The sequence below is a fragment of the Mesorhizobium sp. WSM4810 genome (assembly GCF_055811235.1).
In genome coordinates, this window is record NZ_JBVVQV010000006.1 from 44,102 (window position 1) to 69,713 (window position 25,612).

Below are 25,612 nucleotides of genomic sequence, written 5' to 3' on the forward strand. Positions count from 1 at the left end.
TTGCTCAACTGTCCCTCTTGTCCCCAATCACCTGGGCTGGCGCCGGAAGCCGCGGTGCAGACGGTCTCGTCGGTTTCGGCAGCAGGCGGCGCACGGCGGGCGCGGCCGCCACATCGTTCCTGGCGGCGAACAGCTCGTGGTTCTTCTCGATGTCGTCGAGCTTGTAGCGATAATTGACCATCAGGCCATGCGCCTGACGCAAGGCGCGGGGCGACAGATCGCCGAAAAGGTCGATGCGCTCCAGCCGCGCGCCATTGCCGAGATGGAAGCGGGCGACCGGGTCGATCACCTTGCCGGAGGCGGTGCGAGCTTCGAGGAAATACTGTGCCGCAAGCGGAAGCAGGGCTTGGCCTGCGCGGTCGCGCACGGCAGCATCTGCACGCCAGCCCTCGTCGGCGACGAGATCCAGCGCCTCAGTGGCGGAGGGGATGGTTTCGGCCTGCTCGGCCAGCCAGCGGGCAAAGCCCGGCACTGGCGACAAGGTGACGAAATCGGTCAGGCCGGGAAGGTCGCGGCGCAGGTCCTCGACCACCTGCTTGATCAGAAAATTGCCGAAGGAGATGCCGCGCAGGCCCTCCTGGCAGTTGGAAATGGAATAGAACACCGCCGTCGTAGCCTGCCGCGGCGGCACCAGCGGCCGCTCGTCGGCGAGCAGCTCGGCGATCGTCGTCGGCATCGCCCGGGTGAGCGCGACTTCGACGAAGATCAGCGGCTCGTCGCCGAGCTGCGGATGAAAGAACGCATAGCAGAGCCGGTCGGCGGGCTCGATCCGGCGGCGCAGATCATCCCAGGTGTGGATGGCATGCACCGCCTCGTAGCGGATGATTTTCTCCAGGATGTTGGCCGGCGTCGACCAGTCGATCCGCCGCAGCACCAGGAAGCCGCGGTTGAACCATGACGACAGCAGGTGCGTGAAGTCGGCATCGACGATGGCGAGATCGGGCAATGTGGGCAGCCGGGCAAGCAGATCCTCGCGCATGCGCACCAGCGTCTCGATGCCGCCGGGCGCCAGGTTCAGGCGGCGCAAAAGCTCCTGCCTGGCCGGCTCGGCGGCGTCGTGCAGGGCAAGTGCCGAACGATCGTCCGGCGCGGCGCGATAGGCATCCACCGCGGCGGCAAGCCTGGTGTGATCGGTGCCGAAACGATCGCACAGTACATGCAGGAAAGCCAGCCTGCCATCGGCGCCGAGAGTTCGCCAGCGATCGAGTATTTCTCTTGCATAGGCGACGCCCGATGCCTCCCCCTGGCTGGAAAGCAGACGGACGCACAAACGTGCCAGGCTGTCGGCCGAAACCGGCTCGTCACCGCGCACGAGGTTCAGCATCATCCGGCCGCGGTCGGCGATGGTGTTCAGCAGGTCAGCGAAGAAGGGGCTGCGATTCATCGATCCGACCGTCGAAGGGGAGCCTGCGGGAGGGTCCGGAGAGGCATCATGGTGAGACAGAGAATATGGATGGTAGTTTTGGATATGCCAATAAAATCGCCAAAAATGGACAAGGCCATTTTGGCTGGGGATCGCATGTCACGAGCGCAGGCGCACCGGCGTCGGCCAACGAATTCCTGACCGGCTGGGGAGAACAGCGCGTGCCGGTGACGTCGCGCCGGCAGCGTCAGCCGGCCACCTGGTCGGCCGCTGTCCTGATCGCCTCGATGTTCGCCCGATAGGCTTCGACGCTGCCGCCCTTGAAGATAGCCGCACCGGCGACCAGCACGCTGGCGCCGGCGGCGGTGACCAGTGGCGCGGTTTCGGGCGAGACGCCGCCGTCGATCTCGATCCGGATCGGCCGATTGCCGATCAGCGCCTTCACCCGCTTCACCTTGTCGATGACCTCCGGGATGAAGGCCTGGCCGCCAAAACCCGGATTGACGGTCATGATCAGGATCAGATCGAGCCGATCGAGCACGTATTCGATCGCCGTTTCCGGCGTCGCCGGGTTTAGCGACACGCCGGCCTTCTTGCCCAAGTTCCTGATCGTCTGCAGCGAACGGTCGAGATGCGGCCCGGCCTCGGCATGCACCGTCATGCCGTCGCAGCCGGCTTCGGCGAACGCCTGCAGATAGGGATCGGCCGGCGCGATCATCAGATGGCAGTCGAAAAAGGTTTTGGTGCGGTTGCGGATCGCCTTGATCACCGGCGGGCCGAAGGTGATCTTGGGCACGAAATGCCCGTCCATGACGTCGAGATGGATCCAGTCGGCGCCGGCCGCCACCACCGCCTCGACCTCGTCGCCGAGCTTCGAAAAATCCGACGCCAGCACCGATGGCGCGATCAGGGTCTTTTGAGCCATGTTCGCTTCCCGTTCTCGAGCCCGCCTTCGCCGTAATCGTCTCAGCGCTGCTTGTCGACAGGAATCCGGTGCCAGCGCGAAAGGAGAGAGGCAGCATCGGCCACCTCTCTCCCCTGTTCAAGCGTCGCGATTTCAGTTCACGGGATGCCGCGGCCTGGCCGGTCGTGGCGGCAACACCTTGCCGCTGCCTTGCTTCACTTTCTGCAGGTTGAGCTTCTTCACAGGGTGCTTGGGCACGCAGTGTCCACGCAGCAGTTTTTCGGTTGCCCGGCAGGCGGTGACGATCACCGGCTTCTTGACGCATGCATTGCCGACCAGATGATAGCCGCGCTTGCAATCGACAATGATGGAGGGCTTGTGCACGCATCTCCCATCGATGCGCTGTTCGTCGCGCTTGCACCTGTCGGCGATCACTGCATTGCGCACGCATTTCAGGCCGACCTGATGGTGACCGGGCAGGCAGTGGATGCTGACCCCAACGCATTTGCCGTCGACACGCTTTTCGGTGCTGCGGCAGGCAGCCACGACCGGCCTGTCGACGCATTTGCCACGGATCAGCCTTTGGCTCGGCAGGCATGTGCGGCCGGCATCGATGACGACCGGCGGAAGTTGCGGTTTGCCGGGATTGGGTCGCGTATCGACCGCCAGACCATCGGCATTCGGATCAAAATTGCGCTTGATGCAGGTAAAATCCTCCGTGCTGTTGTCGACGGTGGCGATCGAACCGTTCTGCTTGATCTCCTGCAGGGTGCACTGGATCGAGCGGGTTCTGACGATGCTAAGTTCGTGTGCGGCACTCGCCTTGAACACACCGCCATTGTTAAAGGCGGCTGTCGTGCCGGTGAAGAATGCGCCGTTCGAGCAACTGATGCGGTAGTGAAACGCACCCGGCGCATCGCGCTCGACCTCGAACGCCACCTGGCCTTTGCGCGGGCAGAGTTTTTTGAAGCCAGCGCTGTCCGAGACGGTGACCTCGCCTTGCCAGTCCGAATGCGCCGGCGGGTTTTCGGGGTTATCCTGAGGTGCGTCGGTGAAGCCGCCCCCACCCGCGCCGGTGCAATGGACGGTGATGTCCTTCCAGCCGTCGAAAGGTTCGAACGGGCCGTTGCCGATGATCTCGGTCTTGTACTGGAAATAGGCGGTGGCGCCGACGTCCTCCCATTTCTCATAGGTGGCGAAATAGCCATTCTTGGTCGCGTCGTATGACGCCCACGCCTGCTGCACCTCGGAGGTGATCGGCCCGTCGTTCTTCTGGCGCCAGATGCGCATCGACACCGGCCCGGCCTGGTTGGCCTGCGCCCGGCTCGTGACCTTCAACGACGGGCAGACCGTACCGGGCGTCGAGCCGGCCTGGTTCGACTGGTAGGTGGTCAGGAACAGCTTGACGTTTTCGACGTCGAATTCGCCGAAATCATTGGCGACGTCCTGAACCGGCGGCTTGATGACGGGGTCGCAGACGATTTGGACGTCGAACGAGCCATGCTCGGCATAGTGCGAGTCGTACAGCGGATGGGGCCAGCTGCCGCCCTGGGCCTCGCTGACCGCATTGTCCATGTCGAGCGCCGTGTCGGTGAGTGCCGAGAAGCTCGCATGAAAACTGTGCGTGAACGAGTAGGATTTTGTCGGCCCATCGGGCTGGAGGTGCTGGTTGCACCTGGCGATGATCTGGTCGCCGTAAGGCACGACGGCGATACCGCTATCTGAGGACAGCGGCATGATTGAGGGGTCGAAGGAGAAATTTTGCTGGTGATCGTAGTCGCGGCTGACAGGCGAGGCGCTCCAGATCGGAGGAAACGCGCCGCACTGGCCCGGTCCACAAACGCCGAGCGCCACGCCGACGTCCTGCACATAGCCTGGCCACCGTGTGTTGAGCTTCATGTGGCCCCAGAACTGGACGTTGCCGCTTTTCAGCGTGTCCCATTTTTGCTTGTCGCTCGAGCCGACATGGATTGTCGTGTTGGCGCTTTCGGTGTTGAACGACATTGACTTGATGTTCGCCTGCTTGGCGAAGGCCGGCGTGGTGGCGAGCGCAGCTGCGATCAGGGCAGCGGCCGCTGCCGTGTTGCGGAAAGCATGTTTGGCTGAAGACATTTTCTCTCTCCCTGAAATGTTGCTTCGGGGAGTTTGTCGCCGACTGCGGCGATAAGGTTCACGCAGCGGCTGAAACACGTCCGACGGACGAAAAAACCCCGCCGGATTGCTCGGGCGAGGTCTTGGTGCTGGGCTGAGCCCGGGACCCTACTGGAGAGCCCGCGGCCTGCGCCTCGGCTGCTGCAGGATGCTCGGGTTCAGCAGCAGGTTCGGATTGATCTGCAGCGTCGGCGCCCTGCGGATCGGAGTGCAGTCTGGGTACCGTCCGACTGTCCCGACCGGGCAGCGCCGCCTGATGATCGGCTGACACCGGCCGTTGATCAGCCCGGAGCCAGGCGCGCACTCCAGCTGTGCCCGGCGGCATGCGCCTCTGATCACCTCGGTCCCGCGCGGGCAGACACAGGCGCCACGTTTGTTGTGAACTTGGCCGCGGATGGTGCACTGTTCAACGGTCGGCTTCGTGACGATCGGCATGCAGGCCCTGCCCCTCAGTTCCGTCCGTCTTGGACAGACGCAATCGCCGCTCTTGGTGCGGATCTGGCCAGGCAGCAGCTTGCACAGGCGTGCCGGCGGCTCGTCGGTCGACACGCACCTGCGGTTATCCAGCTCGGTTCCGCGCTGGCAGACACAACGCCCGTCGGAGGTACGGATCTGGCCCTTGAGCAGCACGCAGCGCTCCTTCGGCTTCGGTATGATGACCGTGCCGCCAGCCGACGAGCACTGGCCGTTGCGGAAAGTGGTGCCTTGCGGGCAGACGCAGCGGCCGGCGTCGTTCATGACGAGGCCCTGCGAGCACGCCTTCTTCACCTGTTTCTTGATGGTGAAGGGATGGCAGGCATAGGCCTTGCCGCGATCGCCCTGCACATTGGCCGACTCGCGGGAGAGCATTTTGCCGGCACCTCGCACCGGCGTATCGGGCGACAGCACGCCGACACAGTTCTGGCCGCTGACGGTGCCCTGCAGATTGGCCAGGCGGCCGTCGTCGGGAATGATCACAGTCACTTGGTGAACGTGGCTTTCCCCGGCGCCGAGCGTCAGGTTGGCGATGCAGGATGCCGGCAAGGTCGCCGGTTCCGGCGCACAGCCGAAGGGCGGGTCGATTGGGGTGATCGCCACGCCTTCCAGCCGGCCAAGGCCTTCGACACCGATCGCATCACCAATGCGAACCGGACCGGAGAAGGCGTTTTTCCCATCATTCGCGATGGTGATCTCGAACGAGCAGGGCTGGCCGACCCGGCACTCGGCATCGCCGGTTTTCTCGACACGGATGGTCGAGGCGCCGCCGCCCTTGGCGCAGGCCCTGCCGATCGGATGGACGACGTCGTCTCCTGGCGCCGGGCCGTAGGAGCCGCGTGCGCAGTTCTCGAATACGCCATTCGCTGCAAGCGCCACGTCGAAGTGACGGCTGGTTCCGGGCGTCATGACGGCGCCGGGAATCTGGCACGACAACGCATTGGCCGGAACCGGTCCGCACGTCCATTCCGCGCCGTCGGGAGTGACGGTCTGGATCTGAACGGGCCTGCCGCCGGGCACCAGCGTCGCGGCATCGTTGACCCGCAGCGGACCGGTGGGGGCACTGGTGCCGGTGCTGATGACGGTGATGCGGCAGGTGACGACCGCAGCACCGGCCAGTGCTCCCCTGCACATCTTGGTGATGCGCATGGCCGGCTTGCCGCTGTCGGGATGACGGATGCGTTGCCTGGCGCAGGCCCTGTTGTTGGTGAGGTTGTTCTCGCCGGGGATGGCTTTCACCTCGGCGCAGTTCTCGACCGTGTTTGGCCGGTAACCGGCCGGCATCACCGCCTTGACGAAGATCGGCGTCGAAGCGCCCGGCGAGAGCACGATGCCGGCATTGTCGCAACGGAACTGGCCGGGGCCGTTCGGTCCGCATGTCCATGGCGGGGTCGGGCCGAAGCTCGACGATGCCGGCACGCCACCCGGATAGGTGTCGGTAACCGTCAGCGGCCCGTCGTAGCGGACGTTGCCGTTGTTGATGATATCGATCACGAAGGTGCAGACACCATCTGCCGTGCAGACCGGGGTGCGGGCACGCTTCTTCAGGATCAAATCGACCTTCTTTTCCACCGGCGGCCGGCAGTCGCGGCCCCGGTCGCCACGCCGGCAGATCGGGATCGAGGCGCAGTCGCGGTCGTTGTCGAGGCAAGGAGGCATGCCGCCGGGCCGCGGAAAATCAGGCGGATAGAAAGGCGGCAGGTAACCGCCGCCCGGTATCTGCTCATTGTAGCCGGCACGGCCTTCGCAGGGATGCCAGACTTCGACGTCGCCGACATGCCCTTCTGCCTCAGGGCCTTCTACCTCGGGGTCTTCGAAATGGCCGTCAAAGTCGACGAACCACGCGCCGAAAGGCGGCACGTTGGCTGGCTTGACCAGCGCCGTCGGCGTGATCTGCACACCGTGCACGGCGAGCGGCCCGCCGCCGGCAAGCCGTTCGGCAAGCGCGGGGTTGTCGCGCAACTTGTCTGCGGTCTTGACCAGCGTCTCGGTGCAGATGCTCGCGTCGAGATTGCCGTCGGCGTCATAGCCATATTGCAGGTCGAGGCCGCCAGCCGACTGCCGGTTGTCTTGCGGGAAGCCGACCGCATAGTCCTGCGGCATTTCCACCCAGATTGATTCCGTCGCCGGATCGTCCGGGTTTTCGCGCCCGTAGCGGAAGACCTCACCCGTGCCGGTATCGGCGAACCGGCTGTAGTCGTAGCGGTTTTCCACCGGGCCGCGCTGGGCCAGGTACATGAAGCCGCTGATGTCGAAAGCGATGTCGGTGACGGCGTGGCCGTTGTCGGCCTTGACCGTCAATTCCCAGCGCGGGTCGCCAGCAAAGCTGCCGTCGCGGGCAACGCCCACCGACCAGAGATCGGCCTTTTCAGCGACGGAATAATAGAGGCGGCCGCCGTGATAGGCGACGGACCAGACGCGACGCTCATCCTGCGTATAACCCCAGCTGTCGGGGTCCTCGCTGTCGAAGGCAGCATCCTCGATGTCCATCACCAAGCCATCGTCGGCAAGCGGGGCCAGCCCGTGCGCCGGGCGTCCGGCAACGCCATGGTCGAACCTGTCGACCAGCGTGCCGTTGGCGTCGATGCGGTGGATGAGACCGGTGTCGAGGTCGCTGGCGAAGAACTGGCGGCGGATAGTGTCGAAGGTGACGTCGCCGATGCTAGGGCCGCTGTTGGTTTCGAGGTCGGCGAATTTGCTGACCTGGCCGGTGATGCCGTCGATCTTCCAGATCGTGCCCGGTCCGCCACCGTTCTCGGTGCCGAACTGGCCGTCCATGAAGGTGGCGCCGGCAGCACCATGACGCTGCCGCTCGGGACGACCGTCCGCATCTTCGTCTGACGTGACGATGCGGGCGCCATGCAGCGAGGTGGCGCCGGCATAGAGGTTCGCAATGCCCGAGGGAGCACCGTCGCGTACCCCGTCGTCATAGGTGATGCCGAACACCTGGCCGATCTGCCCGGCCGTCACTTCGAAGGGCGGCGGCGTGAAGACGAGTTGGCCGGAGGCCCGCCCGCCCAGCCTTGAAACGTCAAAGACGCGCAAGGTTGCGCGCGTCGTGTCGATAAAGGTCTCGTCGACCGGGTCGACGCTGGGCGGCAGGCCCTCCTCAGGATCACGAATGACGGTACCGGAAAATCCGGTCACCGCCATCGAGCCTGGATAGATGATCTGCGTTTCCTGCGCCTGCACGGCACCGCCAAGCCACAGGATGGTGGCGAGCGCCAACGCCGGAAAGCCGCTGGCTGTTTGCATCGCACGGCGCAAACGGCCAGCACGAGAGCGTACGAACGCGCCGTGGTCGCAAGACATGGAATTCCCCCCGCGGGCGACGGGAGAAACATCCGGTGTTTCCGCGCAAACCAGGGCAAGGCGCGACGTTCCGGCACGTTTTCCCTGATCGAATTTGTCTGCTTTCCTCGTGATCACGATATGCCGGCTCTTACGCATGGTCAACGGAACCAGCGGAACGCCTGGCATAGCGACCCCACCCCGAAAGCGGTGGTCGCGCTGAGACTGGATTTCCAGTCATGGCCTTTCCTTTCCAGGGCCGCACCACGCAGCGCATCTGGATGTCAGTGCGAACCGACGCTGAAAGGTTCATGGGCCGGAGAACCCTGGCCGGGCCGAGAAAAGGATGTGTTGGATGCCTTGCGCAGAATGCTTGCGCGCCGCGCAGCCTGTTCTTATATACGCGCCAAGCCGTTCGGCGCCGGAATGCCGGTTGCCGAAGCGGAATTTCTTGTGAACAGGGGCTTTCGGCGGAACGCCTGTATGGGTCCTGAGAGCCTGCTTAGCGGAGAGATTAGAAAAATGGCAAAAGTAATCGGTATCGATCTGGGGACCACCAACTCTTGCGTCGCCATCATGGACGGCAAGGAATCGAAGGTCATCGAGAATGCGGAAGGCGCGCGCACGACCCCTTCCATCGTCGCCATCAACAGCGACGGCGAGCGCCTCGTCGGCCAGCCGGCCAAGCGCCAGGCGGTCACCAACCCTGAAAACACCATCTTCGCGGTCAAGCGCCTGATCGGCCGCCGCTATGACGATCCGGTTACGGAAAAGGACAAGAAGCTTGTCCCCTACCAGATCGTCAAGGGCGACAATGGCGACGCCTGGGTCGAGGCCGGCGGCAAGAAGCAGTCGCCCAGCCAGATCTCGGCAATGATCCTGCAGAAGATGAAGGAAACGGCGGAAGCCTATCTCGGCGAGAAGGTCGAGAAGGCGGTCATCACCGTTCCGGCCTATTTCAACGACGCCCAGCGCCAGGCAACCAAGGATGCCGGCAAGATCGCCGGCCTGGAAGTGCTGCGCATCATCAACGAGCCGACCGCGGCCGCACTTGCCTACGGCCTCGACAAGAAGGAAGGCAAGACCATTGCCGTCTATGACCTTGGCGGCGGCACGTTCGACATTTCGGTGCTCGAAATCGGCGACGGCGTGTTCGAGGTGAAGTCGACCAATGGCGACACCTTCCTCGGCGGCGAGGATTTCGACATGCGTCTGGTCGAATATCTGGCGGCCGAGTTCAAGAAGGAACAGGGCATCGACCTGCGCAGCGACAAGCTCGCGCTTCAGCGCCTCAAGGAAGCGGCCGAAAAGGCCAAGATCGAGCTGTCGTCGACGACGCAGACCGAGATCAACCTGCCCTTCATCACCGCCGATGCCACCGGCCCCAAGCACCTGACGTTGAAGCTGACGCGGGCGAAGTTCGAGAGCCTGGTGGAGGATCTCGTCCAGCGCACGATCGAACCCTGCAAGGCGGCGCTCAAGGATGCCGGCCTGAAGGCCGGCGAAATCGACGAGGTCGTCCTGGTCGGCGGCATGACCCGCATGCCCAAGATCCAGGAGATCGTGAAGCAGTTCTTCGGCAAGGAGCCGCACAAGGGCGTCAATCCGGATGAGGTCGTCGCATTGGGCGCCGCCATCCAGGCCGGCGTGCTGCAGGGCGACGTCAAGGACGTGCTGTTGCTTGACGTGACGCCGCTGTCGCTCGGCATCGAGACGCTGGGTGGTGTGTTCACGCGGCTGATCGAGCGCAACACGACGATCCCGACCAAGAAGAGCCAGGTGTTCTCGACTGCCGAGGATTCACAATCGGCCGTGACCATCCGCGTCTTCCAGGGCGAGCGTGAAATGGCCGCCGACAACAAGGCGCTCGGCCAGTTCGACCTGGTCGGCATTCCGCCGGCGCCGCGTGGCGTGCCGCAGATCGAGGTCACTTTCGACATCGACGCCAACGGTATCGTCAACGTCTCGGCCAAGGACAAGGGCACCGGCAAGGAGCACCAGATCCGCATTCAGGCGTCTGGCGGCCTTTCGGACGCCGACATCGAGAAGATGGTGAAGGACGCCGAAGCCAATGCCGAGGCCGACAAGAAGCGGCGCGCGTTGGTCGAGGCCCGCAACCAGGCCGAGGCGCTGGTGCATTCCTCGGAAAAGTCGCTGAAGGAATATGGCGAGAAGGTTTCCGAGGCCGACCGCACGGCGATCGCCGATGCGATCGCGGCGCTGAAGACCGCTGCCGAAGGCGACGACGCGGCCGAGATCGAAGCCAAGACGCAGGCGCTCGCCGAAACCTCGATGAAGCTCGGCCAGGCCATGTACGAGGCTTCGCAGAAGGAAGCCGCGGAAGCTGACGCCAAGGCGGACGCGGCCAAGGACAGCGACGTGGTCGACGCCGACTTCGAGGAAATCAACGAGGACGACGACAAGAAGAAGTCGGCCTAAGCGGCCTGCCGGCAGGTTTAGGCGCATGACCCCGAAATCGGAATCGATTTCCGGAAAGAATCATGCGCAAAAATCAAAGTGCTATAGCGTCCTTTGCGTGTCCAACAGGACGCGCGGCGCTGTAGTAAAGCCCGGCGTAAAGCCGGGCTTTTTTGCCACTCTGGCCGAAAAAGTGCGTGCCTGATCGAAAAAGTGCGGGCAAGCCCGTATCAACACTGGCATCCCGGCTCCATCGCACCTAAATCGGAACAGCGTGCCGGCGAACGACGCAAAGTGCTTCAAGACGTTGAATATCCGGACTGCGGGAAAAGATGAAAGCTGATTTCTACGAAACGCTGGGCGTGCAAAAGGGGGCCGACGAGAAGGAGCTCAAGAGCGCTTTCCGCAAGCTGGCCATGCAGTTCCACCCCGATCGCAATCCCGGCGATCATGCCTGCGAGCACAAGTTCAAGGAAATCAACGAAGCCTACGAGACGTTGAAGGATCCGCAGAAGCGGGCGGTCTACGACCGTTTCGGCCACGCCGCCTTCGAACAGGGCGGCATGAACGGCGGCGCACACGGCTTCGGCGCCGGCGGTTTCGCCGACATCTTCGAGGATATTTTCGGCGACATGATGGGCGGGCGCCAGCGCCGCTCGTCAGGCGGACGCGAGCGCGGTGCAGACCTGCGCTACAATATGGAAATCACGCTGGAGGAGGCGTTTGCCGGCAAGACGGCGCAGATCCACGTGCCGGCCTCGATCTCCTGCATGGAATGCTCCGGCAGCGGCGCCAAGCCCGGCACCCAGCCCGTCACCTGCTCGATGTGCAACGGCCACGGCAAGGTGCGCGCCACGCAAGGCTTCTTCTCGATCGAGCGCACCTGCCCGCAATGCCAGGGACGTGGCCAGACCATCAAGGAGCCGTGCGCGAAATGCGCCGGCCAGGGCCGCGTCACCGAGGAGCGCTCGCTGTCGGTCAACATCCCGGCCGGCATTGAGGACGGCACCCGCATCCGCCTTGCCAATGAGGGCGAGGCCGGCCTGCGCGGCGGCCCGTCGGGCGATCTTTATATTTTCCTGGCGGTCAAGCCGCACGAATTCTTCCAGCGCGACGGCGCCGATCTCTACTGCAAGGTGCCGATCTCAATGACGACGGCTGCCCTTGGCGGTTCCTTCGAGGTGACGACGCTGGACGGCACCCAGACGAAGGTCAAGGTGCCGGAAGGCACCCAGAACGGCCGCCAGTTCCGCCTCAAGGGCAAGGGCATGCCGGTGCTGCGCCAGCACAATGTCGGCGATCTCTACATCCAGACCGCGGTCGAGACGCCGCAGAACCTATCCCGCCGCCAGCGCGAGCTGCTGGAGGAGTTCGAGCAGCTTTCCTCGAAGGATAATTCGCCGCAGTCGAGCGGCTTTTTCGCCCGCATGAAGGACTTTTTCGAGACCTTCAGCGAGCGCTGATGGCGACTCTCGCCAATCGGATGTAGAATACAACCGAGCGGAAGCTCCCCTAGCGTCATCAACACCTTATACCGGCGTCCGCCTTGCCTTGAAGCCCGTAGCTGCTAAGTAGCCACTCGGGGGACCGTTCAGGAGAACTTGCATGGCACATGGTCCCGGACTGCGAAAGACGCTGGCAGAGAAGTTCGACGACGAACTGAAGTTCTTCAAGGGCTGGATCGACAAGCCGAAGGCGGTCGGTTCGATCGTGCCGACCAGTTCCATCACGGCCCGCAAGATGGCCTCCGTCGTCAACCCGATGTCGGGCCTGCCGGTGCTCGAAGTCGGGCCCGGCACCGGTGTCATCACCCGAGCCATCCTCGCCCACGGCGTAAAGCCTGAAAATCTCTACGCAGTCGAATACTCCCCCGATTTCGTGCGCCATCTGCGCCAGCTCTATCCCGGCGTCAACGTCATCGAGGGCGATGCCTTCAATCTCGATGCGACGCTCGGCGACAAGAGCGGCCTGACCTTCGATTCGGTCATCTCCGGCGTGCCATTGCTCAATTTCCCGGTCGAACAGCGCGTCGCCTACGTCGAAAGCCTTCTCGACCGCATCCCGACAGGCCGCCCGGTCGTGCAGCTGACCTACGGCCCGCTGTCGCCGATCCCGCCCGGCCGCGGCGACTACACGGTCGAGCATTTCCATTTCGTCATCCGCAACATCCCACCTACGCAGCTTTGGATCTACCGGCGCGGGGCGAATTAGGGTGTGCCGATATTCAGGTGAGACCGGCCTGCAAATGGCAGCTTCCTGCGCTTCCGGTGCTCACGTACTTCAAGTACGCTCCGCTCCGGTTCTCGGAACCAACCATTTTCGGCTCGGCCTGACCTGAATCTCAACACACCCTTCACTCATGTGCCCCCAAGATCCCTTTTCGATTTTTGCGCCGGTGCGTTGATTTGACAGATCCCTGGCTGTACCTGTCCGGGAACAAGGGGGCCGATAGCAGTGATCGCGAAAATTCTCGTCTTCGCCGGTTCGAATCGCTCTGGCGCCTACAGCGGCAGGACCGCCGATGTGGCGCAGAAGGAACTCGCCCTGCACGGCGCCGAGGTGACCCGCATCTCGCTTGCCGACTATCCGCTGCCGATCCTCGACGAGGACCTGGAAAAGGAGAAAGGCATTCCCGAGAACGCCATCAAGCTTGCCCGGCAAATCGCGGCCCATGACGGGCTGCTGATCGCGACGCCCGAATATAACGGCTCGATCCCGCCGCTGCTCAAGAATACAATCGATTGGGTGAGCCGGGTGCGCACAGATGACGGGCGGTCGTTCAGGCCGTTCACCGGCAAGCCCGCCGGCCTTTGTTCGTCTTCCAAAGGACATTTCGCCGGGGTACGCTGCATCAACCATCTGCGCGCCGTGCTGGTGCGCTGCCAGATGGAGGTGGTGACGCCGGAGTGCTCTGTCCCGGAGGGCGGCAACGCCTTCGACGAGGACGGGAATTTCAGGGACGAGCGACTGCACAGATCGATGGAGCACCTATGCCGCACGCTGATCGAAACCTCGCGCCTGCTGTCGACGCGGATCGAGGCGTGATCCAGGAGCGCGCCAGCACCATGCAAGACAGGCTGATCGTCGGCCTCGACGTGCCGACGCTGAAGGACGCCGAGACGGTGGTGCGCGAGCTCGACGGGGTCGTCTCCTTCTACAAGATCGGCTATCAGCTCGCCTTCGCCGGCGGCCTCGACTTCGCCCGCGAGCTCGCCAGCGGCGGCACCAGGATCTTCCTCGACATGAAGCTGCTCGACATCGACAACACGGTAGCCAAGGGCGTCGAGGCCATTGCCAGGATGGGCATGACCATGCTGACGCTGCACGCCTATCCGAAGACGATGAAGGCAGCGGTCGCGGCCGCCAGGGGCAGCGATCTCTGCCTGCTTGGCGTCACCGTGCTGACCTCGATGGACGAGCGGGACGTGATCGACGCCGGTTATGAGCATGACCCGCATACGCTGGTGCTGAGGCGCTCCGAGCAGGCGCTGCATGCCGGCATGGGCGGCATCGTCTGCTCGGCCGAGGAAGCGGAGGCGGTGCGCCGGATCGTCGGCCCCAACATGGCCGTCGTCACGCCGGGGATACGGCCCAAGGGCAGCGACCATGGCGACCAGAAACGCGTCGTCACGCCGGCGCAGGCGATCCGCAACGGCTCCAGCCATCTCGTCGTCGGCCGGCCGATCGTCAGCGCCGCCGACAGGCGAGCGGTCGCGGAAGCAATTCTTGACGAAATGCGCTCGGCCTAACAATTCGGAGAACAAGCATGCCGAAGGGATACTGGATCGCCCGCGTCGATGTGCGCGATGCGGAAGGCTACAAGGACTATGTCACTGCCGCCAAACCGGCTTTCGATCGTTTCGGCGCGGTTTTCCTGGCACGAGGCGGTGCGCATGAAAAAGCAGAAGGGCCGGGCCGCGACCGCAACGTGATCATCGAGTTTCCGTCATTGGCTGCGGCGCACGATTGCTATCGCTCGCCCGAATACCAGCGCGCCGTCGCGATCCGGCAGAAGGTGGCCGACGGCGAGATCGTGCTGGTCGAAGGGGTCTAGTTTAGTTCAGCGGCCACTGCCGTACCGTCGCGAACGTGCCCGCGGCGTTCAGATCGAATGCAGGATGTAAAGCTTGCGCGTTTTATCATGGATGGTCCATTCGCCCTCCCAGCCAAGCGGCAGGACGAGCAATTCGCCGGGTCCGACATCTTTGGCTGCGCCACCAGGACCGTGCAGCGTCACGCGGCCGGACACGATGTGGCAAATCTCGGAATTCGTGTCACGGCGCGCGGTGAACCGGCCTTGCGAACATTCCCAGACACCGACTTCGATCTTGCCATCCTCGGAAGTCCAAAGCGTGTTGGCTGCTTCCATCTGATCGCCTTCCAGCGAGGTGGGCTTCGGCTGGGGCTCACCGAGGTCGATATGCGCCAGGTGGGCGAAGGTCTTGAAGTCGATCATTGCTAAATTCCTGAAGTGATGCGGTTCAGTGCCCGGTGATGCGATCGGCCAGGGCGGCCAGCCGCGACGTGCGCGGCAGCCCCTTTGCTTCCCGCTCGTCGGCAATTCGATAGAGCTGATACATCGAATGGACGCCAAGCCAGCGCAGCGGCTCTGGCTCCCACTTGCGCACGGTTCGATTGACCCAGGGAAGCCGCGTCAACTCGGTGTCGTTGCCCAGCAGCAGATCGCGCAGAGTGCGCCCCGAGAGGTTCGAGGTGGAAACGCCGAGGCCGACATAACCGCCGGACCAGCCTATTCCGGTCTGCCTGTCAAAGCCCACCGTCGTGCACCAGTCGCGCGGCACGCCCAGCGTTCCACACCACGCATGGTCGAGCTTGAGCCCCTTGGTCTGCGGCAGAAGCGTCGTCAGGATTTTATGCAGCTTGTCGATCGTCGCCTGCTGGGTGACGCCTCGAACGTCGGTCTTCGAGCCGAACCGATAGGGCACCCCGCGCCCGCCCATGGCAATGCGTCCTTCCCGGGTGCGCTGGGCGTAGCAGTAAGTGTGCGCGGCGTCGCCGAGCACCTCGTAGCCATCCCAGCCGATTTCGCTCCACAGCTTGTCGGAAAGCGGCTCGGTGACCACGATGGCGCTGTTGAGCGCCAACCACAGTCTTTCGTGGCCGGCGATTCCCGCGGTAAAACCCTCGGTCGCCCGAACGATCTTTTCGGCCCGCACCACGCCCCGGTTGGTTGCGACCTTGCCGCTCTCGATCGACAGCACGGTCGTCTGTTCGTAGATCGGGATGCCGAGCCGCTCCACTGCCCTGGCGAGCCCCTGCACCAGCTTTGCGGGCTGAATCCGCGCAACCTTCTTGATGACGAAGGCGCCGCGGGCGTTGTGTACCGCTATGCGCCGACGCATCTCGGCTGCATCGATATACCCGACGCGCTCGTCGGTCAGCGCCCAGGATCTGGCATGGGCATACATCGCCTTGGCGCGCTGCTCCTGCGCCTCGTTGGTTGCGACCAGCAGTTCGTCGGTGCGACGAATGTCGGCGTCGATGCCTTCAGCTTCCGCAACCGATATGACCTCGTTCACCGTGCCCATCATTGCCGCCTGCATGGCGATGACTCCAGCGCGCGAGGTTGCCTCCTCATATTTTTCGCGCGACCATGAGAAGCCGCCGGACAGCCAGCCGCCATTGCGCCCCGAAGCACCGAAGCCGGCGAACTCCTTCTCGATGACGACAATATTGAGATGCGGGGCTGCCTGCTTCAGATAATAGGCGGTCCAAAGGCCGGTGTAGCCGGCCCCGACGATACAGACGTCGGCCACGATATCGCCCTGCAGCGGCGGCCGATAGCCGGGCACGCCGCCGATGTCGGCATACCAGAATGAAACGTCGCCGTTCTTCTTCACGTCCATTGTCGCGATTTTTCCCAGACAGGATTTTAGGTCAGCGTGAAATCGGCATTCTCGTCGTCGGCCAGCAGCTTCACGTCGTTGCCCGCGAATACGAGGTCGACCTCGTCGCCGATGGCGAAGGTTTCGGCCTCCAGCGTCGAGCGCACGATCGCCTTCGAGGTGTCGGCCAGCACGACCTCGTATTTGGAGCCAGATCCGAGATAGATGGCCTCGCCGATGCGCCCGGGCAGGGTGTTTCGATCTTGTCCGCCCTTTCCCCGCCTGGCGAGGCTCAGCTTCTCCGGCCGCAGCAGCATCACCGGCTTGGCGCCGTCGGCAAGGCGTTTGGCGGCGGCCACTTTCCGTCCGGCTACGTCGATGGCGGTCTCGTTGCCGGAGGTGGAGGCTGCACCACGCAGTATCGTCGAGTCGCCGACGAACTTTCCGACGAACAACGTCTCGGGCTCGTCGTAGAGTTGGCGACCGGTGCCGATCTGCTCGATGCGTCCCTGGTTGAACACGGCGATGCGGTCCGAGAGGACCAGGGCCTCCTCCTGATCGTGCGTGACGTAGACGAAGGTGGTGCCCAATTCCCTGTGGATCCGTTTGATCTCGAGCTGCAGCCACTCACGCGGCTTCTTGTCGAGTGCGCCGAGCGGCTCGTCCATCAAGAGCAGCGGCGGGTCGAATACGATGGCACGTGCCAGCGCGACGCGCTGCTGCTGTCCGCCGGAGAGCTCGCTGGGGAAGCGGTGGCCGAAATCGGCCATCCTCACCATGTCCAGCGCCTTGCGCACCCGGGCCGCGCGATCGGGATTGGCGATGCTGCGCAGGGTCAGCGGATATGCGACGTTCCTGCTCACCGTCATATGCGGGAACAGCGCGTAGTGCTGGAAGACGACGCCGATATTGCGTTTGTGCGCCGGTACGCCGATGACGCTTTTGCCGCCGACATCAAGCGAACCCGAGCTGACTTCGGTGAAGCCGGCGATGACGTTGAGCGTGGTCGTCTTGCCCGAACCGCTGGGTCCGAGCAGCGTCATGAACTCCCCCGGCTCGATGCGCAGCGAGACCTTGTCGAGGGCGATGAAGCTGCCATAGTGCTTGCTGACGGATTTGAGATCTATGGCTGCGCCGCGGGTCGATGGTGAGGCCATGTCAACGTTTTCCCTGTCTCGAACCGATCAGCAGCCCCGCCCCGATCACTAGCGACGTCACGATGAAGAGCAGCGTGCCCACTGCCGCAACGGTGGGGTCGGCGTCCCGGGTAATGCTCGAGAATATCTGGACCGGCAGTGTCTTCAGATACGGGCTGGTGATGAACAGCGCGACGATGATCTCGTCGAATGAGGTCACGAACGCAAACAGCAGCCCCGACAGGATGCCCGGGCGCGATCAGCGGCAAGGTCACCGTCCTGAACGCCGTCAGCCGGGTCGCGCCGAGGCTGGCCGCAGCAGTCTCCAGCCGTTTGTCGAAGACTTCCAGGCTGGCGGAGACGGCGATGATGACGAAAGGAACGGCGAGCATCGTGTGGGCCAGCACGAAGCCGGTCATGGTGCCGACCAACCGCGTATCGAGATAGACCGCGTAGATTCCGACGGCGAGCACCACCCCCGGCACGACCATTGGCGTGATCAGCAGCGCGCGCAGCACGCCGCTGACGCGACTTTTCATGCGATCGAGGCCGAATGCCGCCAGCGTGCCGATGACCGTGGCGAACAGCGCCGTGACGACGGCAACCTTGAGCGAGCCGACCAGGCTCGCCGACCATTCGGGGTTGGTGAAAAAGTTCTGGTACCACTGCCAGGAAAAGCCGGATGGCGGAAAGGCCAGCGACTTCTTGTCGTTGAACGACATCGGCACGACGACGATTGTCGGTGCGACCAGCCAGACCGCGACCAGCAGGCAGTACAGACCGAGCAGGATTCGACCGGGCTGTTTCATCAGCGCCTCGAGCCCATCTTGTGCGGTTGACGCGACAGCGGCGCTGCGAGCGCGAGCAGGACGAAGGTGGCGATCAACAGCACCACACCCATCGCACCGCCGCGGCCCCAGTTGAGCAGGCTGAGCACCTGGTTCTGGATCAGGGTCGAGAGCATGGTCGACCGCGGACCACCGAGCAGCGCCGGGGTGATGTAGAACCCGAGTGCAAGAATGAAGACGATGATGGCGCCCGCGTAGACGCCCGGAAGCGAGAGCGGCAGATAGACCTGGGCAAAGGCGCGTGCCGGGCTCGCGCCGAGGCTCCGTGCCGCCTGCATGAGCCGCAGGTCGATCGTCTTCATCACCGAATAGAGCGGCAGGATCATGAACGGCAACAGCACCTGCGCCATGCCGATCACCACGCCTGTCTGCGTGCGGATCAGCTTGACCGGGCTGAGGCCGACTGCCCTGATGACGGAGTTGATCACGCCGGAATCCTGCAGCAGGATGACCCATGCCAGAGTGCGCACCACGCCGCTCACCCAGAACGGCACCAGCACGCACAGGATGAGGACGAGCCGCATCCTGGGTCCGACCGCGGTCATCACATAGGCATAGGGATAGCCGGCGATGAGACATACCAGCGTCACCCAGGCGGAGATCGCGAAGGTCCGCTGAAGCACCGTCAGATTGACCGGTGTGCCGAAGAACCAGGCATAGTTCTGCCATCCCCATTGCGGCTCGGAAAAGCTGCGCAAGGTCACGATGGCGAGCGGCAGGCCCAGGCAGATGACGAGCAGCAGCAGCGCCGGCGCGACGAGCCAGAAAGCCTGTCCACGAAACCAGCGCCGCCGGCCGTCTGCCGCGACAGCCGGAACAGTGTCCCGGCTGTCGATTGCTCTCGTTGCCACGGCGGCGGACCTAATTGCCGGCCATCAACCCATTCCACTTTTCGTTCGCCACCTCGAAGTTCTCCACCCAGAACTTGATGTTCTGCTGATAGCCAAGCTTCAGCTTGTCCGGCGTGTTGGTCATGAACGCCGCGGTGATCTCGTCCACTTCGGGCTTCGCGTCCTTGTGGATCGGGGTATACGAGGTGGTTTTTGCAAGCGTCTCCTGCGCGCTCTTGCCGAGGTAGGCGTTGATCAGCGCATGCGCCGCGTCGGGGTCCTTGACGCCCATCGGAATGGTCATCTGGTCCATCACCACCAGCCAGTCCTGCCACGCCGGCGTGTACTTCGCGCCGTTCTTCACCGCGGTCATGGCACGTCCGGTCCACATCGCGATCATGTCGGCTTCGCCGGATTCGGCGAGCTGCTGGGAATCGGCGCCGGTCTTCCAGAAGATCGTGTCCGGGCCGAGCGATTTCACCTTCTCGATAGCTTTATCGATATCGGCCACCGTCATGTTTTCGACCGACCCGCCGGCGGCGAGCAGTGCCTGCTCGATCATGCCGCCGGACAGATCCCCGCTGCCCTCCAGGGCGCGCGAGCCCGGGAATTTCTCGATGTCGAAGAAATCCTTCCAGCTCTTGGGCGGGTTATCCTTGTACTTTTCGGTGTTGTACATCAGCACCACGCCATAGTTCATGGCCGGCACGCTGCATTCGCTGATCTGGCCCTCCGGAATGTTGGACGTATCGATTTTTGAGAAGTCCAGCTTCTGGAACAGCTTGCCGCAATAGACGTAGGGCGGGAAATCGCCGGTATCGACAACGTCCCAGGTGACATTGCCGGACTCGACCTGCGCCTGCAATTTCGAGATCTCGGTTGGCCCGTCGCTGAGCAGCGTCACGCCTGACTTGTCGACGAACTCTTTCAGCGCGGCGATCTGACCATCCTGATAAATGCCCCCATACGAGACGAAGGTGAGCGTCTTGCCCTTGAGCGAGCCCTCTGCTACCTCGCCCGCCACCGGCTTGCCCTGCGCAAGCGCTGCTGTGGTGATCATCAGCAGCCCGAGCGCGCCACCTGTCCGATCTTGGTCTTCATGTTTTATCTCCCATTTATGTGCGCCCGCATCAGTTCGGTCCGTCCGGCTGCGAGCCTTGTCCGGACGTGTATCGATTGAGTTCCGCCGCGCCACTGGTCGGGGGCGCGATGATCCAGAGCACCTGCGCCGGCTTCTTGCCGACATTCTCTGTACGATGCGGCGTCGAGGTGGCGTATTCGATGCTGTCGCCTTCGTTCATGACGAAGCGCTCGTCTGCCAGCGTCAGCTCGACAGTGCCCTTCAGGACGACGAACATCTCGTGCTTGCCGCCATGCGTGTAAGCTTCGTCGCCGGTCGAGCCGCCGACGTCGAACTCCCCCGAATAAACCTCGAATTCATGGATCGGCCGACGCGACAGCAGCGTCTTTCGGCAACCGTGGCTGATCGGCAGCAGGGGGCGGTCGGCTCTGGTAAGCACCTTGTGGAACCCACCTTCAGTCTGCTCGAACAGCTCGTTGATGCCGAGATCCAGGGCTGCCGCGATCCGCATCAAGGTGCTGGCGCTGGCGCCGCTCAGATTGCGCTCGAGCTGGCTGATGAAGCTCGCCGTCGTGCCGACCATGTCGGCCAGCTGGCGAAGCGAAATGCGTCGGGCCATGCGAATGGCCTTGATCCGGCCGCCGACATGCTTGGCCTTGCCGGCTTCCGTCGTCGCCAGCGCTGCTACCTCCGGGAATGTCGCAGGGTCGACTTTCACCGAGTGCCTCCTTCACTTAACACCCTATTAAGTGAAATCTCGGAACGCAAGCCGTTTGTCGAGGCACGGTCCTGGCCCGTCGGCGCGGCTGCGTACGCGGGCGCTGCTCATTTCGTGGGCGAGGCGAAAAAACGGCTCGCGGCGGTCGCGGCCATCGCATCGGCGAGGCCCATCTCCCATTGCGTGCGGCAATAGGCGCGGAAATCGAAGCAAGGCAGGCCCGGGCAGACCTCGAACTCGATGAGGTGGATGCTATCGTCGGCTTCGATCCGGAAATCGACGGAAAACACATCCCGCAGGCCAAGCCCGGCGATCAGGCTTTGCGCGATCCGTCGGATCCTTGCATTGGCTCGCGGCTGGCTGGCGGCAACCGGCAGCAGCACCGGCTCGGCATATGTTCCCGCCGCCCTGGCAGCCTCGCCGGTGTCGCCGTAGAGCGCCAGGCTGTCTCCCATAGTCTGGAAATCACTTCCGGAATCGACAAAGACGATGCCGAGCGCTTCGACGCCGGTGTCCGGCTTCAGACCGAGAAAACTGGCGCGCGCATTGCGCCCGGTGACGTAGGGCTGCACGACGACATCGTCGCGATAGGCAGCGAAGACGCGCCGGCTAAGCTCAAGCGCGTGGCCGAGATTTCTGCTGCGCGAATCCGGCCAGATGCCGATCTTGGCGCCGAGCCGGTTCGGCTTGACGAACCAGCCGGCTGGCGCAGCCGGTGGCTCGACCAGCCAGCGTCCGTCGCGTGCCAAACCGGATTGCGGCACCGGCAGGCCGAGTGCGCCGAGCACAGCGCCGGAGCGGAACTTGTCCTGGCAGAGCGCAAACAGCGCATCATCGGCGCCGAGCAGCTTCAGGCCGTTCAGCCTTGCCAGCGCCGGCGCCGCACCGCCGCGGAAATAGGCGATGCCGTCGGTCAGCGTCCACACCAGCGTCGTCTTCGGATCCTCACCGGCAAGCAGATTTGCGGCATCGTCGAGCGCCACCGGCGCGAAGGACAGGCCGCGCGTCTGGCAGGCTGCGGCCAGCGCGTCGAACTCAGGGGCGATGTCGGTCGATTGCGCCAGATAGGAGGCGATTTCGGCGGCGCGCCCCGGCACGTGGCCATCGGCAACCAGCCGCTCGAAGCAGGCGTTTTCCGGCTCGTAGACTAGGATCAGCTTCGGCCTGCGGCTTGACATGGCATCAACGATTCCTGGCGATGAACGGGGCCTGGCAGCGCGACTGCCTACCATCGCATGGCGGATGTATCAGGCTTTCGCGAAATCGACGTCAGCCTAGGCAATCAGCACGCGCGGCTCGAAGCGGCCGTTGACCGGAATGTCGAGCAGAAACGTCATGCCGGCTTGCGGGTCCAGCAGGCGCTGTTTCTCATCCTTGCCCGACCAGGCGGAGGTGACCGCCAGCCGGTCGGCATCCCTGCCGACAAAGGCCGGGCAGGACGGCTGCGTCACCGGCATCGCGACCGAACGGATGAGCTTGCCGTCAGGCCCGTAGGCTTCAACGACGCTGCCGCCCCAGCAGGCGTTCCACAGGACACCGTCGCGATCGAGCACCGAACCGTCGATATAGCCCTTGGCCTTGCGGTGATCGACGAAGATTTTTGGCTCGCCAGCCGGCAGGCCGGTCGCCGGATCGCAGCCGACGCGCATCAACAGGCCGGTGCTGGTATCGGTGTAATGGGCAACGGTTCCATCTTCGGAAAAACAGATCGAGTTCGACACCGTTATGTCTGAATAGAGCCGGCGCAATTCACCCCTGAAGAACCAGTAGATCGAGCCAGCGGCCTTTGCCTCGCCCTTGCCCATCGTGCCGACCCAAAAGGCGCCGGAGGGATGGACGCGCGAATCGTTCGAGCGCGTCGCCGGATTGTCGGCCTCGATGGCCGTATGCAGCGTCATTTTGCCGGTCGCCACGTCGCGGACATGCAGGCCGGTTTCGGTGGCGATCAACTGTCTTTTGTCGTCGACGACGGCGATCGCGCTGGCCATTTGGCCAAGCTCGTGGATTTTGACGGCACCGCCGGACAGGGGCTTTTCCAGAAGCTGGCCGTTGACGATGTCGAACCAGTAGAGCGTGTCGGTGGCGGGGTCATAGCTCGGGCCTTCGCCGAGCTGGCAGACATGGTCGGAAAAAACCGAAACGATGTCGTCGCTCATGGCGCTGCTCCAAACGCTGCGTCCCAGGCTACTGTGGCAGCGCGGGCCCGCACGGCCACCTCGTCGACGCTCATACCAGGCTTGAACAGGCTGGAGCCGAGGCCGAAGACGCTGACACCGGCCGCCTTGTAGCCGGCAAAGTCCTTCTCCGACACGCCGCCGACCGCGCCGACCAGCGTCTCAGCCGGCAAAACGGCGCGCATCGCCGCGATCCCGGCCGCGCCGAGCACCCTGGCCGGGAAGAATTTCAGCGCCGAGGCGCCGAGCCGGATGGCCTGGAAGGCTTCGGTCGGCGTGAATACGCCCGGCATCGTCACCATGCCGTAATTCATGGCGCGACCCATGACCTCCGCATCGATGTTGGGGCTGACCAGCAGCCGCCCGCCGGCCTTGTTCAGTCCGTCGACATCGGCTGCGGTCAACACAGTCCCCGCGCCGACCAATGCCGTCGCCGGCAGCGCCTCAACAATTCTCGCGATGGAGACAAACGGATCCGGCGAATTGAGCGGCACTTCGATCGCTTCGATGCCGGCCTCGAAGATCGCCCGGCCGACGGCCACCGCCTCGTCCGGCTTCAGGCCACGCAGGATGGCGACAAGCCCGCGCTCGAGCTTCGGAAACGATGCGGTCTCGGTCATGCGGCAACTCCGCTGTTGTCGATCATGTCTGGGCAATCATGCCATTTTCGCGCGCCGCCTCGATGAGGCCGGCACGCACCGCCTCGTCGGCATCGACGGCTCTCACCGCAAGCCCGGCAAGACCGAGCGCCTCAGTGTAGAGCGTGCCGAGCGCGCCGGATGCGACCAGCACGATCGACGCCGCGCCTTTTCGATAGCGGCGGCTGGCCGAGGCGATCTCGCCGCCGATCAGCAGGCCGGACAGGCAAGCAGCGGCATCGTCGGGTTTCAGGTCCTGCAATAGGCCCGCAGCGCGGATCGAGAACAGCCTCGATGTGACATCGCCGCCCTCGGCCAGCGCGATCTCGCACCAGCGCTGGAAAAACGGATTGCCTGGTGCAACCGGCTTGGGCTGCTCGCCCAGCGAATGGCGCAGGATCGAATGCGCCGCCAGCACCGAAAACAGCTCGCCGGTCGGCCAGGTGCCAAAACCGGCAACGGCGCTGTCCTCGACCAGCACCCATTTGGAGTGGGTGCCGGGCATGCAGACGAGATGGCGGCTTGTTGCCGGCAAACCGGCGCCGGCAAGCTGCGTTTCCTCGCCGCGCATGACGTCAGGCGCGTCGGCCTGGCGCTGGGCAAGGCCCGGCACGATGCGGATGTCGCGGCGCTGGCCGGGAACGCGCGCAGCACCGGCAAGGATGGCGCCGATCGGCGCCGGCACGCTGACATAGGGCGCCTCCAGCCAGCCCTGGCGAGAGCCGGCCATGCCGCAGATGATCACGGGCATCGCTTCCGGCGCGCCCATCGCCGCCAGATGTCCTTCGAGGATGGTCGAAAACCCGGCCGCCTGCGCGGTGATCAGCCCGTCGTCGCCGCGACGCTCGGCGAGGACATTTCCGGCCTCATCGACCAGCCAGACCCTGAGACGGGTGGTGCCCCAATCGACGGCGGCCACAGAAGGCACGTTGCTCGCTGAGTTCACAGGAAGCCCCCGTCGACGATCAGCATCTGCGCGGTCAGCATGCGCGAAGCGTCCGACGCCAGGAACAGCACCGTGCCGACGACGTCTTCCGGCTGCATCACCTGCTTGATGCATTGCTTGGCCACGTGGGCGGCGAGCGCCTGTTCGGTGACCCAGAGCTGCTTCTGCCGCTCGGTGATCACCCAGCCGGGTGCGATCGCATTGACGCGAATGCCGTCGGCGCCGAGCTTGCCGGCAAGCCCCTTGGTCAGGCCGACGATCCCCGCCTTGGCGGCGGTATAGGCCGGCATGTCGGGGTGGTTGATCAGGAACGACGTCGACGTGAAGTTGATGATCGAGCCGCCGCCGGCCCGCTTCATGCCCGGCGCCACCGCCTGTGCGGAGAAGAAATGCGGACGCAGGTTGACCGCCTGGTTGTTGTCCCAGAACTCCACGGTGACGTCTTCCACCGCGTGGCGATCGTCAAGTGCTGCATTGTTGACCAGCACGGTGACGTCGCCATGCGCCTCTGCCGCCCTGGCGGCCGAAGCCCGCAGCGCCTCGACGTCGCGTATGTCGGTCTTGAGATAGAGGGGGCGGCGGCCGAGATCCTTTTCGATGCGGTCGGCCAGCGCCAGGCTCGGGCCGTCGGCGATGTCGATGAAGGCGACCTTTGCCCCCTGGCGGGCAAAACCCTCGGTCAGCGCCGCGCCAATTCCGGAGCCGCCGCCGGTAATCAGCACCGAAGCGCCCTCAAGGTCGGCAAAGCGCGCCGATGGCATCATTTTTTTCTCCCTGCGCGTGGCCCCGAAAAT

21 protein-coding genes and 1 pseudogene are annotated in these 25,612 nt (G+C 64.1%); 6 read left to right on the plus strand and 16 right to left on the minus strand.

Annotated features, from left to right (window positions below):
- Positions 1 to 4: 4 nt before the first annotated feature.
- The 4 genes from AC0L3O_RS11135 to AC0L3O_RS11150 all read right to left on the minus strand — a co-directional run bounded on the left by AC0L3O_RS11135 (position 5) and on the right by AC0L3O_RS11150 (position 8,147).
- Positions 5 to 1,384, minus strand: coding sequence for a malonyl-CoA decarboxylase (locus tag AC0L3O_RS11135; protein WP_473615574.1), 1,380 nt, complete (start codon positions 1,382 to 1,384; stop codon positions 5 to 7).
- Between the two features lie 226 nt (positions 1,385 to 1,610).
- Positions 1,611 to 2,288 (minus strand): ribulose-phosphate 3-epimerase, encoded by a 678-nt coding sequence (rpe, locus tag AC0L3O_RS11140; RefSeq protein ID WP_473615575.1) that lies wholly within the window; start codon positions 2,286 to 2,288, stop codon positions 1,611 to 1,613.
- Between the two features lie 132 nt (positions 2,289 to 2,420).
- Positions 2,421 to 4,379, minus strand: a complete 1,959-nt coding sequence (locus AC0L3O_RS11145) for an EB domain-containing protein (RefSeq protein ID WP_023801458.1) — start codon at positions 4,377 to 4,379, stop codon at positions 2,421 to 2,423.
- 147 nt (positions 4,380 to 4,526) lie between these two features.
- On the minus strand, positions 4,527 to 8,147 hold the full coding sequence (locus AC0L3O_RS11150) for a hypothetical protein (RefSeq protein WP_473615576.1): 3,621 nt from the start codon (positions 8,145 to 8,147) through the stop codon (positions 4,527 to 4,529).
- Between the two features lie 558 nt (positions 8,148 to 8,705).
- Between AC0L3O_RS11150 and dnaK the strand changes: the two genes are divergently transcribed.
- The 6 genes from dnaK (at position 8,706) to AC0L3O_RS11180 (ending at position 14,655) form a co-directional block, all read left to right on the plus strand.
- Positions 8,706 to 10,622 (plus strand): molecular chaperone DnaK, encoded by a 1,917-nt coding sequence (dnaK, locus tag AC0L3O_RS11155; RefSeq protein ID WP_091591896.1) that lies wholly within the window; start codon positions 8,706 to 8,708, stop codon positions 10,620 to 10,622.
- A 311-nt stretch (positions 10,623 to 10,933) separates the two neighbouring features.
- Complete coding sequence (gene dnaJ / locus AC0L3O_RS11160; RefSeq protein ID WP_473615578.1) at positions 10,934 to 12,064, plus strand: molecular chaperone DnaJ; 1,131 nt, start codon at positions 10,934 to 10,936, stop codon at positions 12,062 to 12,064.
- A gap of 142 nt (positions 12,065 to 12,206) precedes the next feature.
- On the plus strand, positions 12,207 to 12,812 hold the full coding sequence (gene pmtA, locus AC0L3O_RS11165; protein WP_473615579.1) for a phospholipid N-methyltransferase PmtA: 606 nt from the start codon (positions 12,207 to 12,209) through the stop codon (positions 12,810 to 12,812).
- A gap of 237 nt (positions 12,813 to 13,049) precedes the next feature.
- On the plus strand, positions 13,050 to 13,646 hold the full coding sequence (locus tag AC0L3O_RS11170; RefSeq protein WP_128174788.1) for an NADPH-dependent FMN reductase: 597 nt from the start codon (positions 13,050 to 13,052) through the stop codon (positions 13,644 to 13,646).
- A gap of 20 nt (positions 13,647 to 13,666) precedes the next feature.
- Complete coding sequence (gene pyrF / locus AC0L3O_RS11175) at positions 13,667 to 14,350, plus strand: orotidine-5'-phosphate decarboxylase (protein WP_128174823.1); 684 nt, start codon at positions 13,667 to 13,669, stop codon at positions 14,348 to 14,350.
- A gap of 17 nt (positions 14,351 to 14,367) precedes the next feature.
- Complete coding sequence (locus tag AC0L3O_RS11180) at positions 14,368 to 14,655, plus strand: DUF1330 domain-containing protein (RefSeq protein ID WP_023801451.1); 288 nt, start codon at positions 14,368 to 14,370, stop codon at positions 14,653 to 14,655.
- A 48-nt stretch (positions 14,656 to 14,703) separates the two neighbouring features.
- Here the strand turns inward: AC0L3O_RS11180 and AC0L3O_RS11185 are convergent, their stop codons facing one another.
- The 12 genes and pseudogenes from AC0L3O_RS11185 to AC0L3O_RS11240 all read right to left on the minus strand — a co-directional run bounded on the left by AC0L3O_RS11185 (position 14,704) and on the right by AC0L3O_RS11240 (position 25,582).
- Positions 14,704 to 15,057, minus strand: a complete 354-nt coding sequence (locus AC0L3O_RS11185; RefSeq protein WP_473615580.1) for a cupin domain-containing protein — start codon at positions 15,055 to 15,057, stop codon at positions 14,704 to 14,706.
- 25 nt (positions 15,058 to 15,082) lie between these two features.
- Positions 15,083 to 16,468: an NAD(P)/FAD-dependent oxidoreductase gene (locus AC0L3O_RS11190; protein WP_473615582.1), complete on the minus strand. Its 1,386-nt coding sequence runs from the start codon at positions 16,466 to 16,468 to the stop codon at positions 15,083 to 15,085.
- Positions 16,469 to 16,494: 26 nt separating this feature from the next.
- On the minus strand, positions 16,495 to 17,604 hold the full coding sequence (locus AC0L3O_RS11195) for an ABC transporter ATP-binding protein (RefSeq protein ID WP_473615583.1): 1,110 nt from the start codon (positions 17,602 to 17,604) through the stop codon (positions 16,495 to 16,497).
- A 1-nt stretch (position 17,605) separates the two neighbouring features.
- Positions 17,606 to 18,392, minus strand: a pseudogene (locus AC0L3O_RS11200) (ABC transporter permease).
- On the minus strand, positions 18,392 to 19,282 hold the full coding sequence (locus tag AC0L3O_RS11205) for an ABC transporter permease (protein WP_473615584.1): 891 nt from the start codon (positions 19,280 to 19,282) through the stop codon (positions 18,392 to 18,394). Before AC0L3O_RS11205 ends, AC0L3O_RS11200 begins: the two are co-directional and overlap by 1 nt.
- A 10-nt stretch (positions 19,283 to 19,292) precedes the next feature.
- Positions 19,293 to 20,321, minus strand: coding sequence for an extracellular solute-binding protein (locus AC0L3O_RS11210; protein WP_473615586.1), 1,029 nt, complete (start codon positions 20,319 to 20,321; stop codon positions 19,293 to 19,295).
- Between the two features lie 70 nt (positions 20,322 to 20,391).
- Positions 20,392 to 21,060 (minus strand): helix-turn-helix domain-containing protein, encoded by a 669-nt coding sequence (locus AC0L3O_RS11215; protein WP_473615587.1) that lies wholly within the window; start codon positions 21,058 to 21,060, stop codon positions 20,392 to 20,394.
- Positions 21,061 to 21,167: 107 nt separating this feature from the next.
- Positions 21,168 to 22,238 carry a D-alanine--D-alanine ligase family protein gene (locus AC0L3O_RS11220; RefSeq protein WP_473615589.1) on the minus strand — a complete coding sequence of 357 codons (1,071 nt, stop codon included), beginning with the start codon at positions 22,236 to 22,238 and terminating at the stop codon, positions 21,168 to 21,170.
- A 96-nt stretch (positions 22,239 to 22,334) separates the two neighbouring features.
- Positions 22,335 to 23,216 carry an SMP-30/gluconolactonase/LRE family protein gene (locus AC0L3O_RS11225; protein ID WP_473615590.1) on the minus strand — a complete coding sequence of 294 codons (882 nt, stop codon included), beginning with the start codon at positions 23,214 to 23,216 and terminating at the stop codon, positions 22,335 to 22,337.
- Positions 23,213 to 23,854 carry a 2-dehydro-3-deoxy-6-phosphogalactonate aldolase gene (locus tag AC0L3O_RS11230; RefSeq protein ID WP_473615591.1) on the minus strand — a complete coding sequence of 214 codons (642 nt, stop codon included), beginning with the start codon at positions 23,852 to 23,854 and terminating at the stop codon, positions 23,213 to 23,215. The genes AC0L3O_RS11225 and AC0L3O_RS11230 overlap by 4 nt, the downstream gene beginning before the upstream one ends.
- 22 nt (positions 23,855 to 23,876) lie before the next feature.
- Positions 23,877 to 24,818 (minus strand): 2-dehydro-3-deoxygalactonokinase, encoded by a 942-nt coding sequence (locus tag AC0L3O_RS11235; protein WP_473615593.1) that lies wholly within the window; start codon positions 24,816 to 24,818, stop codon positions 23,877 to 23,879.
- Positions 24,815 to 25,582: an SDR family NAD(P)-dependent oxidoreductase gene (locus AC0L3O_RS11240; protein WP_287213896.1), complete on the minus strand. Its 768-nt coding sequence runs from the start codon at positions 25,580 to 25,582 to the stop codon at positions 24,815 to 24,817. The genes AC0L3O_RS11235 and AC0L3O_RS11240 overlap by 4 nt, the downstream gene beginning before the upstream one ends.
- Positions 25,583 to 25,612: the final 30 nt, after the last annotated feature.

What these genes read in the sequence shown, in the direction of transcription:
- AC0L3O_RS11230 (WP_473615591.1), bottom strand. Translation starts at nt 23,854, where the DNA reads ATGACCGAGACCGCATCGTTTCCGAAGCTCGAGCGCGGGCTTGTCGCC.
- pmtA (WP_473615579.1), top strand. Translation starts at nt 12,207, where the DNA reads ATGGCACATGGTCCCGGACTGCGAAAGACGCTGGCAGAGAAGTTCGAC.
- AC0L3O_RS11210 (WP_473615586.1), bottom strand. Translation starts at nt 20,321, where the DNA reads ATGATCACCACAGCAGCGCTTGCGCAGGGCAAGCCGGTGGCGGGCGAG.
- AC0L3O_RS11225 (WP_473615590.1), bottom strand. Translation starts at nt 23,216, where the DNA reads ATGAGCGACGACATCGTTTCGGTTTTTTCCGACCATGTCTGCCAGCTC.
- AC0L3O_RS11220 (WP_473615589.1), bottom strand. Translation starts at nt 22,238, where the DNA reads ATGTCAAGCCGCAGGCCGAAGCTGATCCTAGTCTACGAGCCGGAAAAC.
- AC0L3O_RS11195 (WP_473615583.1), bottom strand. Translation starts at nt 17,604, where the DNA reads ATGGCCTCACCATCGACCCGCGGCGCAGCCATAGATCTCAAATCCGTC.
- AC0L3O_RS11180 (WP_023801451.1), top strand. Translation starts at nt 14,368, where the DNA reads ATGCCGAAGGGATACTGGATCGCCCGCGTCGATGTGCGCGATGCGGAA.
- AC0L3O_RS11185 (WP_473615580.1), bottom strand. Translation starts at nt 15,057, where the DNA reads ATGATCGACTTCAAGACCTTCGCCCACCTGGCGCATATCGACCTCGGT.
- AC0L3O_RS11145 (WP_023801458.1), bottom strand. Translation starts at nt 4,379, where the DNA reads ATGTCTTCAGCCAAACATGCTTTCCGCAACACGGCAGCGGCCGCTGCC.
- AC0L3O_RS11150 (WP_473615576.1), bottom strand. Translation starts at nt 8,147, where the DNA reads ATGCAAACAGCCAGCGGCTTTCCGGCGTTGGCGCTCGCCACCATCCTG.
- dnaJ (WP_473615578.1), top strand. Translation starts at nt 10,934, where the DNA reads ATGAAAGCTGATTTCTACGAAACGCTGGGCGTGCAAAAGGGGGCCGAC.
- rpe (WP_473615575.1), bottom strand. Translation starts at nt 2,288, where the DNA reads ATGGCTCAAAAGACCCTGATCGCGCCATCGGTGCTGGCGTCGGATTTT.
- AC0L3O_RS11240 (WP_287213896.1), bottom strand. Translation starts at nt 25,582, where the DNA reads ATGATGCCATCGGCGCGCTTTGCCGACCTTGAGGGCGCTTCGGTGCTG.
- dnaK (WP_091591896.1), top strand. Translation starts at nt 8,706, where the DNA reads ATGGCAAAAGTAATCGGTATCGATCTGGGGACCACCAACTCTTGCGTC.
- pyrF (WP_128174823.1), top strand. Translation starts at nt 13,667, where the DNA reads ATGCAAGACAGGCTGATCGTCGGCCTCGACGTGCCGACGCTGAAGGAC.
- AC0L3O_RS11135 (WP_473615574.1), bottom strand. Translation starts at nt 1,384, where the DNA reads ATGAATCGCAGCCCCTTCTTCGCTGACCTGCTGAACACCATCGCCGAC.
- AC0L3O_RS11190 (WP_473615582.1), bottom strand. Translation starts at nt 16,468, where the DNA reads ATGGACGTGAAGAAGAACGGCGACGTTTCATTCTGGTATGCCGACATC.